The organism is Bacillus sp. BACIII (genome assembly GCF_057836745.1).
The window spans coordinates 2,202,595-2,218,648 of sequence record NZ_CM174437.1 but is presented as its reverse complement, the minus strand read 5'-3'; the positions used below and the strand labels follow the sequence as shown (position 1 = coordinate 2,218,648).

The following is a 16,054-nucleotide window of genomic DNA, read 5'->3' as shown; positions in this document are numbered from 1 at the left end:
ACGAAACATAAAAAGCCGGGCACTGTATCAGTGTCCGGCAAGTTTGACGAGAAGCTGGGCCAAATGCTGTTTTTCATTGTCATCCGCAATATCCCACAGCTCTTGTAAAAGTTTTTCTTCCGCATTGCGGGGCTCCTCGTGCTTGGCGAGATAGTCCCCGAGGATGGCGGCGCTTTTGATGATTTTGCTGTCATCCAGGCCTAGTTTCTTTCCGGCGGAAATTTTCTGGTGAAGGTACGCTTTAAATTCCTCGAAATCCTCTAAAATCTGCTGTTTCGTTACGCCGTGCATGGCGTGTATTTCGTTTTCGATTTTGATTTTTTCTTTATCTTTTTTCATGCGTCTCCCTCCTTCGGGTTAGTTGTTGTATACCTGTTTGGAAGGGAGATGAAACATTACAATGCCGTTAAAATAATCGGTTTGTCTTTTGTGATGACGATGGTGTGCTCCACTTGGGCGACAAGGCTTTTATCCGGTGTTTTATATGTCCAGCCGTCTCCCGCTTCAACAATGGTTTCAGCCTTCGTGGAAATAAACGGCTCAAGCGCGATCACGGTGCCGTTTTTAAACAGCGCGTTATCAAACGGATCGTAGTAATTCATGATGTGGTTCGGCGCTTCATGGAGGTTTCTGCCGATTCCGTGGCCCGTCAGCGTTTTAATGACGGTAAATCCGTTGGAGCGGGCTTCATGGTAGACGGCTCTGCCGATCTGATTTTGGCGTTTGCCGGCTTTTGCCTGATCCAGTCCTTTTTGAAACGCGGATTGTGCGCAGTTACAAAGCTTTTGCAGACGTTCATCGCCTTCTCCGAGCACGAATGAAATTCCCGTATCGGAATAAAAACCGCCGAACTCCGCCGAAATATCGATATTTACAAGATCCCCGGCTTTTAAGATTTTAGAGGCGCTCGGAATGCCGTGAGCGACTTCGTCATTTACGCTGATGCATGTCACGCCGGGGAAATCGTATTCCTTCTCCGGAGCGGAAGCAGCTCCGTGTTCGTCAAGCACCGCCTTTCCGATCAGGTCAAGATCTTTCGTGCTCATGCCGGGCTCTGCCTTTTTCTTCATTTCTTCACGCGCCAGGGCGACGATTCTGCCGATTTTTTTAAGACCTTCTAATTCTTGATCGTTCGTTACAATCATTGTCATTCCCGCTTTCTATGTTTAATCATCTGATTCAAGCTTACCACAACTGCTTTATAAATAGAAAACCAACAAGCCTTATGTGCATAAATGAAGGGAAAATTGGTATAGATCACTAGATAACTTATGTGATATATTTAAGAAAAAAGAAGGGGGATGGGTAAAATGCTTCAATTTTTGCAAAAACTCGGAAAATCCTTTATGCTTCCGATTGCCGTTCTGCCCGCCGTGGGTATTATTTTGGCCATCGGCAGAGAGGATTTATTAAATATTCCGTTCATTTATGCGGCGGGGACAGCGGTATTTGATCATTTGCCGCTGATTTTTGCGATCGGAATCGCGATCGGGATCTCAAAAGACAGCAATGGGGCCGCCGCTCTGTCGGGAGCAATTTCCTATATCATGCTGGACGCGGCTGTAAAATCAATCAATTCGACAAATAATATGGCCGTTTTCGGAGGGATTATCGCGGGGTTAATTGCGGGATACACGTATAATCGCTTTAAGGATACGAAGCTGCCTGAATATCTCGGATTTTTCAGCGGCCGCAGGCTCGTTCCGATTGTAACGGCGCTGATTACCATTATTTTGGCCGGTATTTTCGGCTTTGTGTGGCCGCCGATTCAGTCGGTGATTACGTCATTCGGGGAATGGATGATCGGGCTCGGGGGCATCGGTGCCGGAATTTTCGGGATTTTTAACCGGCTTTTGATTCCATTCGGTCTTCATCACGTGCTGAATAATATTTTTTGGTTCCAATTTGGCGATTTTCACGGAAAAACGGGAGATCTGGCCCGCTTCTTTGCGAAGGATCCGACGGCCGGGACTTATATGACGGGGTTCTTCCCGATTATGATGTTCGGGCTTCCGGCCGCTTGTCTGGCAATGATTGCCGCAGCTAAGCCAAGCAAGCGCAAAGCAACGGCCGGGATGATGATCGGTCTTGCGCTGACGGCATTTATTACCGGAATTACAGAACCGATTGAATTTGCATTTATGTTTTTATCACCGCTTCTGTACGGGGTTCATGCTTTATTAACCGGATTCTCTTTATTTATCGTCAATATTCTCGGCATCAGATCAGGCTTTTCGTTCTCAGCGGGGGCGATAGATTATCTTCTCAGCTACGGTATTGCGGAAAAACCGCTTTTGCTGCTCGTTGTCGGGCTTTGTTATGCGGTGATCTATTTTGCCGTCTTCTACGTGCTCATCAAATCGTTAAACTTGAAGACGCCGGGACGGGAAGATGATGAGGAAGAGGAAGAAGTGCTTAGTGAGGATACGGCCGGTTCGGTTGAAGAACATGCCATGCTCAAGGGGCTCGGCGGCAGACAAAATCTCGAAACGATTGACCACTGTGCGACCCGCCTCAGACTGACCGTTCAGGATACATCCCTCATTAATGAGACGGCACTTAAAAAAGCGGGAGCAAAAGGGGTTATCAAAACGGGGAATAAAACGGCGCAGGTCATTATCGGGCCGAACGTCGAATTTGTTGCAGAAGAGCTGAGAGAGGCCGTCCGTCATGACGGTCAGAAGTAGACCGAAGCCCGGATCATTTATGTGATCCGGGTTTTTTGTGAACATATATCAAGTTTCACATAATGGACAAAAAACAACGTTTCCTTCTGTGGTAAGATTCATGTAGAACAAGTATGGAGATGATGTAAGGTGACGTGGATTGCAGTTGTTTCAATTGTTGTCATAAGCCTGATTAAGATTGTGCTGACATGCCTTCCTACCGGAGCGGTGGAATGGATTCTCCGAAAATTTGAAACCCATTCGAAGCTCAGTGAGGCGTCCGCTGCCGTATCCCTCGGCGGAAAACGTCTGGAAGGCGAAGACAAACGCCGGGTGATTGATGATTTTAATGAAGCCGTATTTATCGAACGGCATTATATATACCCAGGTGATGAAGAGCGGTATCTTCATCCGCAGAACGGAGCCGACCCGCTTGTCATTAAGACGAGAAAAGGGAAAAAAGATGTGACGGTGTTTGTATACAGCTACGAAGATCATGTAGATGTCGTCAAACAGCAGAAAAAGAAAGTCGTCGCTTATTCGGTTCTTTCCGACAGCCTGCAAAAGCGCTCTATGGCCGCTGCCGGGAGCTGAACATAAAAAAGCCAGATCATTGATATGATCTGGCTTTTGTTTATTCTTTTTGATCATCTGCTGAAGAATCTTCACGCTTTGTATAATCGAATTGTGAAGGATCCACTTTCTTGAAGCCTTTCGGCTGATAGAAGCGAAGCAGATCTCCGTTGATGATCTTATCAGACATTTCAAGCTCAGTCTTGACGAGTGAGTCTTCTTTTTTGTCGACTTCTGAATCATCTAAAAGTCTTCCGGTTTTCGTATCGTAATACTTGCCGGATACTTTCGTGTAGTTCGGTGAGATGAAGTCGCCGTTACGGAACGGAATCACTTCTCTGTGCTCTTTCGATAAGATATCTGAACCTGACATGAGATAATCTTTCGTATCGACGCCGAGCAGATGGAGAACGGTCGGCGCGACATCGACATCGCCGGCAAATTTATGATTGCGGCCGCCTTTCACGCCCGGAGCGTGGATAAAGAGCGGAACCCGCTGAAGCTGGGCATTCTCGTATTCATTGATCTCATCTTTGCCAAGCACTTTCGCCATCGCTTTATTATGGTTTTCAGAGATGCCGTAGTGGTCTCCGTACATCACAATAATCGATTTATCATACAGGCCGTCTTTTTTCAGGTCATGAAAGAACTGTTCGATTGATTCATCCAGATAGTTCGCGGACTGGAAGTAGTTATTGACGACCGAATCGCCAAAGTCTCCCGCCGGGAAGTCTGTGTCTTCTTTATCCATCCCGAACGGGAAGTGGTTTGACAGCGTAATGAACTTCGTATAGAACGGCTGCGGCAGGCTCTTTAAGAGCGGCATGGATTCTTTGAAATACGGTTTGTCTTTCATGCCGTAGTTTTTCGTATTCTCTTCGCTCATGTCATAATAAGCAGAATCGAAAAACTTATCGATGCCTTCCGCTTTGTACATTTCGTTACGGTTCCAGAACGTCTGCGTATTTCCGTGGAAAGCGGCAGACGTGTAGTTTTTGCCTTTTAAAATCGCAGGAACGGACTGCAGCGTGTTTTGCGCTTTATTGACGAAAACCGAACCTTGCGAGAGCGGGTACAGAGAGTTCTCCATCATAAATTCCGCATCTGATGTTTTACCTTGTCCCGTTTGGTGGAAAAAGTTATCAAAGTAGAATGTTTGATTGTCATGCGCCAGTTTGTTTAAAAACGGCGTCACTTCCTTGCCGTTAATTTTGTAATCAATGATGAAGGACTGCAGAGACTCTAATGAGACGTAGATGACGTTTTTTCCTTCGGCTTTACCGAAGTAGACGTTGTTCGGCACGTCATAGTTGGCCTTCATATAGTTTTCCACATCCGTTACATCGCTTGAATCGGCAAGCGCGCGCTGGCTGTTTGACTTCACATTCTGCACGGCATCGTAAATCGTAAAGTTGTACGTGCCCAAGTATTTCACCAGATAGTTACGGTCAAATGAGCGTGTCAAAAGCTCAGGACGGTCGGTTTCCGCTACGGCGAGGTTGATCAGGAACACAAGCACGGCGGAAGCCAAAACGATTCTGAATGATTTCTTCGCCGGTTTTTCAGCCGGTTTTTTCATCTTAATGGCCAAAATAATCAAAATGACGGTATCCAGGAAGTAGAAGACGTCTGTCCATCTCATTAATGAGAACGCGCTGTCTCCGAGCTGGCCGCCGTTTGTTTTTGCCTGCATCATGACCGGGATGGTAATGAAATCATTAAAGAATCTATAATAGACGATGTTTGCATAAAGCAAAAAAGACAATAAAAAATGAATCACAATAATGGCTGTCTGCTGTAATTTTTTCTTGAAAAGAAGTCCAAATCCAAGAAAGAACAGTCCGGAGCTCAGCGGATTCACAAAAAGCAATATTTTCTGGATCGTGTTGTCTATGCCGAGGTTAAAGTTTAAAATATAAGCAGCATATGTTTTCACCCATAATAACACGACCGCTATCAAGAAGAAGGCAAGTCCTCTTTCTTTTATAAATGTTTTCATTGTTACACTCCTTTTTTCCGATCACGGTTTACACGGAACGATAGAAAAAACGAACGTAATCAATATACCATGAAACCAGCAAATAGAAAAGGTGGAAAAGGCTCATCGGAAAAAGGGCGAAAAACGCTGTCGCAACGGAGGTTTATCTGTTGAAAGCCGGCTATGAAAAATTCGAATGGAACAAAATGGGATATGGATTTTTGTATGGATATGATCCGGTTTAATTGAAAAAAGGAGGTAACAAGTGATGGATATTGCCCATATCGTGGCTGAAGATAAAATCAAGCGCGCCATTAAGGATGGAGAATTCGCCGGCATCAAAGGCATGGGAAAGCCCCTGCCGAAAGACGATGCCGCACATCTTCCGGAGTCGCTCAGAATGGGCTACCGCATGTTGAAAAATGCCGGGATCGCCGAGGATGAGGGCGCGCTGAAGAAAGAGCTGATGACGCTCGATTATTTGATCGCCAAGTGCCGCAATGAAACGGAGCTGGATCACCTGCGGAACAAACGGACGGAAAAACAAGTCAGACTCGACAAGCTGACGGAGGAGAGAGACATGTTCTCAGAACCCGCATCTTCTCATTATAAGGAGAAAGTGTACAGACGCCTGAACCGTCCGTAAACCGGTTCCTTATATTTTCTGCTGAAAAGGAATGTATTCCATAAGGCGCGGATAGGAAATGTGTAGCAGGCCGTTCATGCACTGCGCCTGCAGCAGATGGGGCTCAGCCGGTTCAGGAAGTTCAATCGTCTCATCAATTTCTCCGTAATACCGGTTTTGGCAGATCCCCATGTCCTTTGGAAAAAGGGGCGTGATATTTCCTTTTATATGCAGCCGCGTTCTTGACACCAGCCTCAATGTCAATTCTTCTTCGTAAACGCCGGGCATTTCCACAATGACAAATGTGTGCTGTTCATCCTGATAGATATCATAAACCAGGGTGTTTTTTTGTAAGGAGAAAAACTCTTCGGGAGATTTCCGTTTCAGGACATTGGTCCAAAAGTCGCTGGGCTTGTGCTCGTTTGTAATCTCAAGCCACTTTCTCATTTTTTCGATATCCACTTCAGCAAACCCCCCTTATATTTGATTTGCGATCGGCATTGACGGGTTGGCGATCTGATCCTGGTCGCTCACATCAGGATCAAGATGGCCCGAATTCAAACATCCGGCGGCCGGTGAAAAGTCTCCTAAAGAAAAGTTCGCGCCGACAAATTTGCTGTTGGCGGTGTGGCTGTTTTGTACGGTCTGACCGATATCGACGTTTCCGTTTTGGGTGGCTCCGTTTACTTTTATATTGACGACGTTAATTTGGTAAGGCATTCATAAAAACCCCTTTAATCTATAATGGGCGGCACCGGCGTAATATTTGCGGTATCTGCGGTTCCGATGGCTGTCTGGTCGTTTACATCAGGATCATTTAACAAGTTCTCCATCATCGATTCTATAGGTGACGTATCGCCGAATGAAGAGTTCAGTCCTTGTGATTTGTTGTTTGTGGTGGGACTGTTGTATGCCGCTTCCCCAATCGTAATAGATCCGTTGCCAGAAATACTGTTAATCTTCAGATAGTACAGGTTGATAACAGTGGATGGCATCTCTTCACACCTCTTTAACTTAGTTGTACAGTACTGTATGCTTTTTGCGCTCCTGTTGTGAATTCCGCCCGGATTCAGCCATATGGCGGTCGTGAAAAACCGTATCTTTTTGGAGGGCGCCAGCCTCTTTCAGTACACAGAAAGCCGGCACAGGCTCGATATATTCGGTTTCGTCGGCTTTGCGAGAAGAGAAAAATAAAAACGGACTGCATCGGCAGCCCGTTTTTTTGTCAGTATCAAAATGAATACTATCCAACAAAAATGTGCGTACTGGTACTTTCAAAAATAATGGCTACAATAGTACATAACGAGATAAAAAGGAGAGATCATGAATGTCAGATAAAAAACAGCAGATCATCGAAGCGTATCAATTCAGACACGCCACAAAGGAATTTGATCCTGAGAAAAAAATTTCAGAAAGCGATTTTGAATTCATTTTAGAAACGGGAAGACTGTCCCCAAGCTCACTCGGTTTGGAGCCTTGGAAATTTGTCGTCGTTCAAAACCCGGAGCTTCGTGAAAAACTCCGCGAGTTCACATGGGGCGCGCAAAAGCAGCTGCCGACTGCAAGCCACTTCGTACTTCTGCTTGCCCGGACGGCAAAGGATATCCGTTTTGACGCCGATTATGTCAAAAACCACTTGAAGGAAGTCAAAAAAATGCCGGAAGATATGTATGAAGGCTATATCAGCAAAACAGAAGATTTCCAGAAAAATGATTTCAATCTGCTTGAATCAGATCGCGCGCTGTTTGACTGGGCTTCAAAACAGACATACATCGCCCTTGGCAATATGATGACAGCCGCGGCGCAGATCGGAATCGACTCCTGCCCTGTAGAAGGCTTCAACTACAAAGAAATCCACCGGATTCTTGAAGAAGAAGGACTTCTGGAAAACGGAAGTTTCGACATCTCTGTCATGGCCGCATTCGGTTACCGTGTCAGAGAACCGCGTCCGAAAACAAGATCTGCCGCAAAAGACGTTGTAAAGTGGGTATAAGGTAAATAAAAAAAGCTGCCGGGAGTTTCCCGGCAGCTTTTAACGTTTCGTCTGTTTCGCTAAAAAACAGGCGGTGATCCAGGACGTAACGGGAATGATGATGCCGATCCCGACCCCGGCGCAAAGAATGGTGACGGCTTCCGCGCTGAAGACTTTTGAGTTCACTATTTTTTCAGCAGAGTATGATAAGTCTTTAAACCAGATAATTAAAGCCAAATAGCTGCCGAAAAAAGCAAAGAATAACGTATTCGTATTCGTTCCTAAAATATCTCTTCCGATGCTTAAACCGAATTTGTACAGATCTTTTCGGCTCATGGACGGATTATAGCTGTAAATCTCTCTCATGGGTGATGTAATGGAGATCGCGACATCGGTAATTGCCCCTATCGTGCCCATAATGATCATAGCCGCTGTAACCTTCACAAAATCCACCCCGACAAAAAGTGTGAATATGCCGATATCACCCAGTTCTTCTTCACCAAACCCTTGAATCGAAGTCTGTTTCGTGACGGCCAGAATAAAAAACAGCATTAATACGATCGTCAGCATGGCAGAAATAAAGGCGGTTACGGTTTTGACGTTTCCCCCGTTAATATAAAAAAGTGTAATGCTGCAAATCGCGGCGGAAGAGAGCAACGTTAAAACAATCGGATTAATGTGCGGGTCTGTCATTAAAATGATGGTGAGAAAGAGAACGCCGAAATTTAAAAATAGCGCAATAAAAGACCTCGCTCCCTTTTTACCGCCGATGAGAACCATCAATAGAAATAAAATCGCCGCAAGAATTACGATGACATTCATGAGCTTGCCTTCTTTCGTTTAATAAAAAAGACAGAAGCATACAGACTGGCGGGGATGGTTAATACAATTCCGATTCCCCCGGCCAATGCTCTGGCTATTTCCAAGGAAATGTTCATAGAAAGAGTGAATCCTATCGGGGAATCATTTTTCAAATACAAAAGCATCATCGGTATAGAGCCGCTGATATAAGCAAAAAACAGAATGTTGGTCATCGCCCCCATGATGTCTTTACCGATCTCCATTCCGGAACGTTTGAGTGCTTGTAATGAGATACTCTTGTTTTCTTCATATAATCCAAAGACAGATGACGTCATGGTAATGGCCACATCCATGACCGCTCCCAGTGATCCGATAAATACTCCGGCCATGAACACCGTGTGATAAGGGCGGGTTAAATACTGCATTTCTTCATATCTGAGACCTTTTTCTCCGGTTGCCGCCATCACCAAATACGTAATGAGCAGGGAGACAAAAGTGCCTGCGAGCGTCGCGGCTATGGCGGCATATGTTTTCTCGTGAAAACCGCTGACAAGCAGCAATGAAATGACAGTAAAGATGAGAATGCAGATACCGCAGATGAAAATCAGCCCGATATTCGGGTGCTTTCGGTACAAATCTAATGCATAAGACAATAAAACAGCGTTAAACATCAGGCTGATGATCGAAAAGAAGCCTTGTTTTTTGCCGACGATCAGTAAGGTGAATATGAAAATCCAAGCGATCAGCAAAAGCTGTTTATCCCGTTTTTTATCTATAATGCTTCCGGATATATCCTTACTTGATGTTTTCCCTTTATCAATAGAGACGAATACTTCATCGCCGGGCTGATACTTTTGATCATTCGCTCCGGATGAGGAATACTGATTGGACAAATGAATGAGCTTTCCTTTTTGACTGCCGTTTTCAAGTTTGGCTGTAATCGTCTGATTGAAAATCTTATCTTTGTTTTTGTGCATGTCCTGCACATCAGACTGGTGTTCCAATGCTGTTTTTGTCACTTTGGCAATCGGGCGCTCATAAAAAGAAGCGTTGTAATTGACGAAAATGAGCGAGCTGATACAGCAAAGCGCTGTTATCACGTAAAACAGCTTTATTTTGTAAGTCATGCTGTTGCGTTTGTTTTTTGTTATTTTCAAAAAAAGTCCTCCAAACAGGCCCCGCTGTGAAGTGTCAAGCTATGCAGCTGCTGCATAAATAACGCTCATATTTTATCATTCGGCCGTACCGCTGTCGATTCAGAAGGCGGACCGGGAAAAGCTCCCCTGACATCAGATCAGGAGAGCTTTTGGGATGAACCGGCCGAGAAAAGCGGCCTTTTTATGCTTCATTCACTTTTTTTGCTTTTCTTCTTTGATACAGATACAGTGCCGTTCCGAGCGCGCTGATGAGAAACCCGGCAAGGAGGATGGAATACATCGCTGTGGCTGTATCAGGAAGCAGGCCGCCCGGCGATACTCCGTCCTGCGCTTGGCCGGATGAAGGGTTTTGTCCGTTTGGCTGCTTTCCGGAGCCGTGATCTCCGCTTGTCGGCGGCGCGCTCTTCGTGTTTGCGTTTAATATGGCGTATTCACTGAAATGATTGGTATAGCCCGTGACGAGATCGTGTGAAACCGATCCGTTGTCTGTTTTTGTATAGACGTTCTTTTTCCGGTCTATGTGATAAATGCCCGGCTGTTTCGCCTTTTTCGTATTCTCAATGCGCATGGTAAGCTTTACAGGCGCTTTGAATGTTTTGATGTCTTTGTTTTTCTGCTTCATTGTAAAGTCGTATACATTTGAAAGCGCGCCGCTTACTTTCTTTTTCGGCGTCACGCCGAACCGTGTGTCATTAGCTGCAGCGTTTGCCATCGGCATTTTCATGCTGAACTTGTCATGCAGGATCGTAAGGGAAGAATCAGATGTTCTGTCCCTTAACAGGCCGATCTGATTTTTGGTTACGCTGAGATCAATCGGCTTTTTGGCGCCGTCATTCTTGTCGTAGTATACGATCGGTGTATTGGCGTTTTTGGCATAGGCCGCAAATGCGCTGTCATCTTCAAGCGTCCACGAGCCGTTTTTTTGCTTCGTCGGCAGGTACACTTCTTGCGCGCGGCCGTCAACTTTCGGTTCCACCGCTTTTCCCGCTTTTTCAAGCTGCTCGATGAAGACCTCATAGTCGACAAAGCCAAGGTCTTCTTTATGGGACGCTTCGTTAAAGACGGAATATCCGTCTCCGCCTTCACCGACAAAGTTACTGGTGGCGACTCTGTATGTTTTCTTATCAGAAATCGGCTTTACGCTGCCGTCATCCTGCACGGCCGCAGCTTGAAGAACGCGGTGTCCCGGCTTTTTATTCAGTGTAAACGTGTATGTTAAACCGGCAACTTGAGGGAAGGCGCCCCCTTGAGCCTCAATTCCGCTTAACCCTTGTTCCAAGGCTTGTTTGATCTGTTTCCCGGTTAAATCCGCGACGTAAAGCGTGTTGCCGAACGGCATCACATTCAGCACATCGCCGAGTGTGATGTCTCCTTTATCAATGCCTGCGCGGATGCCGCCCCCGTTTGTGATCGCGATCTGGGCGCCGGAGGCTTCCTTCGCTTTTTGCAGCATGCCGTTCGCGATGAAGTTTCCGAGATTGGTTTCTTTGGAGCGGACATGCTCGCGCCGGCCGTCAAGCGCAACTTTCGTGGAGCCGACTTTTTCATTTTTGACGGAGATGAGCTCTTTTTTAAACGGATCAAGCTCTGTTTTCAGATCCGGGTCTTCTTTCGTCTGCTCGTTCACCGGCAGCGCTTGAAGAGAGGATTGTTCCGGCAGAACGACCCCGTTTTTGTCAAATGCGACATCCACCCGGCCTAAATATTCGCCGTATTCTTTTGCCTGGGCGACGATGGTCGGCTCTTCGTTTTTGACAATCTCCATTTTATCTACAAGCGTATGCGTATGTCCGCCGACGATTAAGTCGATGCCTTTTACTTTTTTGGCAAGATCGAGATCACGCTGATGCCCGATATGGGTCAGGGCGATAATTTTATTGACATGTTCCTTGTTCTGTATCTCTTTTACCGTATTTTGTGCGGATTGGAAGGCATCATTAAAGACAATGCTTTTACCCGGGCTTGATGTGACGGACGTATCTTCCGTCGTTAAGCCAAATACGGCGGCTTTTTCTCCGTTTACATCTAGCAGAATGTATGGATAGATGCCTGCTTTTTTCTTTTTCCCTGCCGTAAAGGTGTCTGCTTTTTTCATGAATGGTCTGAGTTTTGACTCTTTGGACACATCGACATTTGAGCTGACAAGCGGAAAGTCAGGCGCTTGGAAATTGTACTTTCCGGACGGGTCCGCCGCGCTTCCGTTCCCGCTCAAGAAGCTGGCGAGAGCACCCGGGCCTTTATCAAATTCATGGTTTCCGAAGGTCATTGCGTCGTAGCCCATGCTGTTCATCAATTTTAAATCAGCCAGCCCCTGCCACTTCGTAAAATAAAGATCGCCTGAGAAAACGTCTCCCGCATCAAGCAGAATGCTGCGGTCTGTTTCGCTTCTGATTTCTTTGATTTTCGTCATTCGCCTCGCCGCGTTATCAAGGTGGGCGTGCGTGTCGTTTGTATGCATAACGGTGAGTTTCCATGCGTCATCTTTCGGCGGATCTGTGCCCGGTTCATCATCTTTGAACTGGAGCTTGTACTGTCCGTAGCCGGCGTTTTGTGATTTTCCGATATAGGCGACGTCATCTGCGCGGTCGGCAAACGGCTTTGCGGCCAAGGAGGATTCAAATGTCAGGTTCGTCCCTTTGACCGGAAGGATGGACCAGTTATGATCAGCCTGCGGATTAATTGTTTTCTGCTGGATGATGTAATCCATTAAGACCTGCCTGTTTTCATCGGCTGATGAGTATACGATTTTATCATTGCTTAAGTGAGGAAATCCTCCGCCTCCTGAAGCGCGGTAATTATTTGTGACAATCAGAAATTCCTGCTTGGCGCTGACAGGCTTTCCTTGGTAAGAAAGGTTGACGATCCGGCTTGCATCGGGATGAATGACTGTTCCGTTTTCGTTGTATTTCGCCGGTTTAGTGACATCGACCTGATAGGTGACGCCGTCAATGACATCAAAATTGTATGAGCGGTAGGCGTCATTTAAAAGCGCTTGGCTGCCGCCTTTTGCCTGATCGATCTGATTAAATTGCCCTGCGGACATTTCAAGCCAGTCTTTCACTTCGCTGCCGTTCAGCTTGACGATCTGAACCGTGTTGTCATACAGGTATAAATCGCCGATATTTTTGATGGCGAGGTCACCTGCGGAAATGTTTGTATAGTAGTTTGAACCGTTCCGCCCGCCGGCTTTAAACGGAGCGCCCGCCGAGAGGATTGGCAGATCTTTATATTCCGTATCTTTCATCTTATTTTCGGCGTACCATTTTTGCGCATCCGTCACGATTTGAATGGACGGATCATCTTTGACTTGGGCGAAAAAACTGTTGATATCGGCTTTTGTCTGGCCGACGGGTTCTCTGATGTATTGCAGTGTGCTTTCATGCGCTTTTTTGACGGTATTGACGACGGTTTCGTTTTCCGAAGTCACATTGCCGGCAATCGGCTCGATCCTGCCTTTTCCATCTTCCACATGCCATGCGCCGTCTGTTTTTTCAAGCCGGAGGTTGATGACGCCCGCATATTTGCCCCAGCTGCTTGACATGACAACGGGGATGCCGTTAATCGTGCCTTTATCGACGTCGAATTGATCAGCGCCTTTGTATTCGCCATCAGGGAACAGACCGTGCTGATGGCCTGATACGATCGCATCAATTCCGCTGACTTTCGTTGCCAGATCAAAAACGGCATTTTCCGCACGGGAGGACTGTGCTTTTTTTTCGATGCCGCTGTGGGCGAGGGCGATGACGATATCAGCACCTTCAGCTTTCATTTTCGGGACGGTTTTCTTCGCGGATTCCACAATGTCCTCGACTTGAACGCGTCCTTCAAGATTTTTTTTATCCCACGTCATGATTTGGGGAGGGACAAAGCCGATGTAGCCGACTTTTAGCTGATGTTTTCCGCCGTTTTCATCCGTGACGGTTTTATCTTTTATGACATAAGGCGTATAACGGTTTTCACCGCTCAATGTTTTCACATTGGCGTTGACGATCGGATAATCAGCGCCTTTCATCGTCCCGTCCAGAAAATCCAGCCCGTAATTAAATTCATGATTGCCGAGTGTTCCTGCGTCATAGTGCAGACTATTCATCACTTCAATGATCGGATGGGTCTTTGCGCCTGAAATGATATCGTTTTTCTGATATTTTACAGCGTATTCTCCGAGGGGATTTCCTTGAATCAGGTCTCCGTTATCGACAAGCAGCGTATTCGGATTTTCGCTTCTGTGCTTCGCAATGAGCTGAGCCGTTCGGGCCAGCCCGAATTCCGTTGTCGGTTTGTCGCTGTAGTAATCGTAGTCCATCATATTGGCGTGAACGTCAGTTGTCGCTAAAATGCTGAGATTCACACTGGAGGATTTGTTTTCTTCTGCTTTAATGGGTGTTATTGGGAGGATTAGACTAAGTATCATAACTAGGGGCAGCAGAATACGGAGTGTCTTATTGACGCTGCATCGTCTTTTTCTGTATTCTCACCTGTTCTCCACCTTTCAACAAATTTTGTCATGCAGTACCATTGTAAGAATATTTTGTGAAAGTTTATATAGATTTCATGATGATTCTTGTAAAAAGAAGAAAAATGAGGATAATGACCTATGCAAAACGAATGGGCGGCAAATGAGTCTTTTATGTTTGATGTTAGTGTGGCTGGGGTACATGGATTTATGTAGACTTCATCAAGCAGGAGGTAGTAACTATGGGTAAAAAAATTGCAGTTGTATTAACGGATTATTTTGAGGACGTCGAGTATACAGAACCTGTGAAAGCTTTTGAAGATGCGGGTCATGAATTAACAGTGATTGAACAGGAAAAAGGAAAAACAGTCAAAGGCAAACAAGGGGAAGCGGAAGTGAAAGTGGATGCGTCCATAGATGATGTGAATCCGAAAGACTTTGACGCATTGCTGATCCCGGGCGGATTCTCACCTGACATGCTGCGTGCGGATGACCGATTCGTCCAATTTGCCAAAGCGTTTATGGATGATAAAAAACCGGTTTTCGCCATCTGCCACGGCCCTCAGCTTCTTATCAACGCGAAAGCATTGGACGGGCGCAAAGCGACAGGATTTACATCCATTCGTATTGACATGGAAAACGCAGGCGCAAATGTGGTGGATGAAGAAGTCGTCGTCTGCCAGAACCAGCTGGTCACAAGCCGCACACCGGATGACATTCCGGCATTCAACCGCGAGTCATTAAAACTGCTTGCATAATATAAAAGCGGAGCGCCGTATCAGGCGTTCCGCTTTTTTTGTGAAGATTCACGAATGACCAGCTCAGGCGCCAAAATAATGCGCTGTTTTTGGTGCTGGGAATTGGTGATTTTATGATGCAGCAATTGAGCCGCTTCTTTTCCCGACTGCCGCGGAAAAGAAGCAACGGTTGTAAGCGGGGGATAAGAAATTTCAGCTTCCGGCACGTTGTCAAAGCCGACAATATCAATATCTTCGCCCGGGATGAGTCCTGCTTTTCTGATCCCTTGCATGACGCCGAACGCGACCAAATCACTGAAGCAGAAAATCGCGGCCGGGCGCTCAGGCCGGCGGAGCAGCTTCATCACAGCTTCATAGCCTGCCTCGCGGGTCGGCGCGCTGTCAATCACAAATTCACTTTTCACTGCAAGATCCGCTTCACGGAGCGCTTTTTTAAACCCTTTTATCCGTTTCGTCCATGTTGATGAGTGCTTCACGCCGCCCAGAAACGCAATCTCCTGATCCCCTTTTTCAATGAGATGGCGCACTGCCTTATAGGTGCCTTCCTCATAGTCAGCTCCGACAAAATCACAGTCCGCATCGGCAATCTCCCTGACGGCGAGCACGACCGGAATATCAAGCTGCTCAAGGCGGGAAAGGGTTTCCTCGGCCGCGCCTGAAACCGGGCATAAAATCAATCCGCCGACCCTGTGTTCCAGCATGGTCGAGATCAGCTGCTCCTGCTTGGCGACGGAATCAAATGTCGTGCCTAAGAGCACTGTTAATCCGACTTCCTCGAGTGTATTCTGCACGCCGATCAGAAACTCTGAGAAAAACGTATTGGAAATGTCTGTGATAATCAATCCTACTGTTGTGGACGTCTGTGATCGTAAATTCGCGGCGACCCGATCATATACGTACCCAAGCTCCCGCATGGATTGCAGCACTTTCTCACGGGTCGCTTCGGAAATACGCGGATTATTGCGGACGATTAATGAGGCGGTGGATGTTGAGACGCCGGCATGCTCAGCGACCTGCTGCAATGTCACCCGGCGTTTTTTTTGCTGTTTCATACGTCGCATTCCTCACTTG

The 16,054-nt window shown here is 46.4% G+C and carries 15 protein-coding genes and 1 pseudogene; 6 read left to right on the top strand and 10 right to left on the bottom strand.

Annotation, left to right across the window (positions count from 1 at the left end; all coding sequences use genetic code 11):
• Positions 1–27 precede the first annotated feature (27 nt).
• Both ACXN9U_RS10720 and map read right to left on the bottom strand, forming a co-directional pair.
• Positions 28–339 (bottom strand): DUF3243 domain-containing protein, encoded by a 312-nt coding sequence (locus ACXN9U_RS10720; protein WP_003155607.1) that lies wholly within the window; start codon positions 337–339, stop codon positions 28–30.
• A gap of 56 nt (positions 340–395) precedes the next feature.
• On the bottom strand, positions 396–1,145 hold the full coding sequence (gene map, locus ACXN9U_RS10715; protein WP_064778125.1) for a type I methionyl aminopeptidase: 750 nt from the start codon (positions 1,143–1,145) through the stop codon (positions 396–398).
• A 165-nt stretch (positions 1,146–1,310) separates the two neighbouring features.
• Here map and nagE point away from each other — a divergent pair, with 165 nt between their 5' ends.
• Together nagE and ACXN9U_RS10705 are read left to right on the top strand one after the other, a co-directional pair.
• Positions 1,311–2,687, top strand: a complete 1,377-nt coding sequence (nagE, locus tag ACXN9U_RS10710) for an N-acetylglucosamine-specific PTS transporter subunit IIBC (protein WP_060963339.1) — start codon at positions 1,311–1,313, stop codon at positions 2,685–2,687.
• 129 nt (positions 2,688–2,816) lie between these two features.
• Complete coding sequence (locus ACXN9U_RS10705; protein ID WP_489201626.1) at positions 2,817–3,260, top strand: YfmQ family protein; 444 nt, start codon at positions 2,817–2,819, stop codon at positions 3,258–3,260.
• A 40-nt stretch (positions 3,261–3,300) separates the two neighbouring features.
• On the opposite strand, the gene ltaS is transcribed toward ACXN9U_RS10705, so the two are convergent.
• Positions 3,301–5,238 (bottom strand): lipoteichoic acid synthase, encoded by a 1,938-nt coding sequence (gene ltaS / locus ACXN9U_RS10700; protein ID WP_060963338.1) that lies wholly within the window; start codon positions 5,236–5,238, stop codon positions 3,301–3,303.
• 247 nt (positions 5,239–5,485) lie between these two features.
• Between ltaS and ACXN9U_RS10695 the strand changes: the two genes are divergently transcribed.
• Entirely contained in the window at positions 5,486–5,863 is a 378-nt protein-coding gene (locus ACXN9U_RS10695) for a DnaJ family domain-containing protein (RefSeq protein WP_016936778.1), read from the top strand.
• A gap of 9 nt (positions 5,864–5,872) precedes the next feature.
• Here the strand turns inward: ACXN9U_RS10695 and ACXN9U_RS10690 are convergent, their stop codons facing one another.
• Genes ACXN9U_RS10690 through ACXN9U_RS10680 form a run of 3 tightly spaced genes read right to left on the bottom strand, consistent with a single transcriptional unit; the run spans position 5,873 to position 6,837 of the window.
• A complete protein-coding gene (locus ACXN9U_RS10690; protein WP_016936777.1) occupies positions 5,873–6,304 on the bottom strand; it encodes an Hsp20/alpha crystallin family protein in 432 nt (143 codons plus the stop codon).
• Between the two features lie 15 nt (positions 6,305–6,319).
• Positions 6,320–6,562, bottom strand: coding sequence for a spore germination protein (locus ACXN9U_RS10685; RefSeq protein WP_003155595.1), 243 nt, complete (start codon positions 6,560–6,562; stop codon positions 6,320–6,322).
• A 14-nt stretch (positions 6,563–6,576) separates the two neighbouring features.
• A complete protein-coding gene (locus ACXN9U_RS10680) occupies positions 6,577–6,837 on the bottom strand; it encodes a spore germination protein (protein ID WP_007408496.1) in 261 nt (86 codons plus the stop codon).
• A gap of 70 nt (positions 6,838–6,907) precedes the next feature.
• Here ACXN9U_RS10680 and ACXN9U_RS10675 point away from each other — a divergent pair.
• Both ACXN9U_RS10675 and ACXN9U_RS10670 read left to right on the top strand, forming a co-directional pair.
• Positions 6,908–7,036: pseudogene (locus tag ACXN9U_RS10675) on the top strand (trehalose operon repressor); the annotation flags it as partial.
• A gap of 133 nt (positions 7,037–7,169) precedes the next feature.
• Positions 7,170–7,835, top strand: coding sequence for an NAD(P)H-dependent oxidoreductase (locus tag ACXN9U_RS10670; protein ID WP_016936776.1), 666 nt, complete (start codon positions 7,170–7,172; stop codon positions 7,833–7,835).
• 39 nt (positions 7,836–7,874) lie between these two features.
• Here ACXN9U_RS10670 and ACXN9U_RS10665 read toward each other — a convergent pair whose 3' ends face one another.
• From ACXN9U_RS10665 to ACXN9U_RS10655, 3 genes are all read right to left on the bottom strand, one after another.
• Positions 7,875–8,636: a YibE/F family protein gene (locus tag ACXN9U_RS10665; RefSeq protein ID WP_047476487.1), complete on the bottom strand. Its 762-nt coding sequence runs from the start codon at positions 8,634–8,636 to the stop codon at positions 7,875–7,877.
• Positions 8,633–9,772, bottom strand: a complete 1,140-nt coding sequence (locus ACXN9U_RS10660) for a YibE/F family protein (protein ID WP_060963336.1) — start codon at positions 9,770–9,772, stop codon at positions 8,633–8,635. Before ACXN9U_RS10660 ends, ACXN9U_RS10665 begins: the two co-directional genes overlap by 4 nt.
• A gap of 181 nt (positions 9,773–9,953) precedes the next feature.
• A complete protein-coding gene (locus tag ACXN9U_RS10655; protein WP_489201625.1) occupies positions 9,954–14,183 on the bottom strand; it encodes a multifunctional 2',3'-cyclic-nucleotide 2'-phosphodiesterase/3'-nucleotidase/5'-nucleotidase in 4,230 nt (1,409 codons plus the stop codon).
• 284 nt (positions 14,184–14,467) lie between these two features.
• Here ACXN9U_RS10655 and ACXN9U_RS10650 point away from each other — a divergent pair, with 284 nt between their 5' ends.
• On the top strand, positions 14,468–14,983 hold the full coding sequence (locus ACXN9U_RS10650) for a type 1 glutamine amidotransferase domain-containing protein (RefSeq protein WP_060963335.1): 516 nt from the start codon (positions 14,468–14,470) through the stop codon (positions 14,981–14,983).
• A gap of 20 nt (positions 14,984–15,003) precedes the next feature.
• Here ACXN9U_RS10650 and ACXN9U_RS10645 read toward each other — a convergent pair whose 3' ends face one another.
• Positions 15,004–16,035 (bottom strand): LacI family DNA-binding transcriptional regulator, encoded by a 1,032-nt coding sequence (locus ACXN9U_RS10645; RefSeq protein ID WP_489201624.1) that lies wholly within the window; start codon positions 16,033–16,035, stop codon positions 15,004–15,006.
• Between the last annotated feature and the right edge of the window lie 19 nt (positions 16,036–16,054).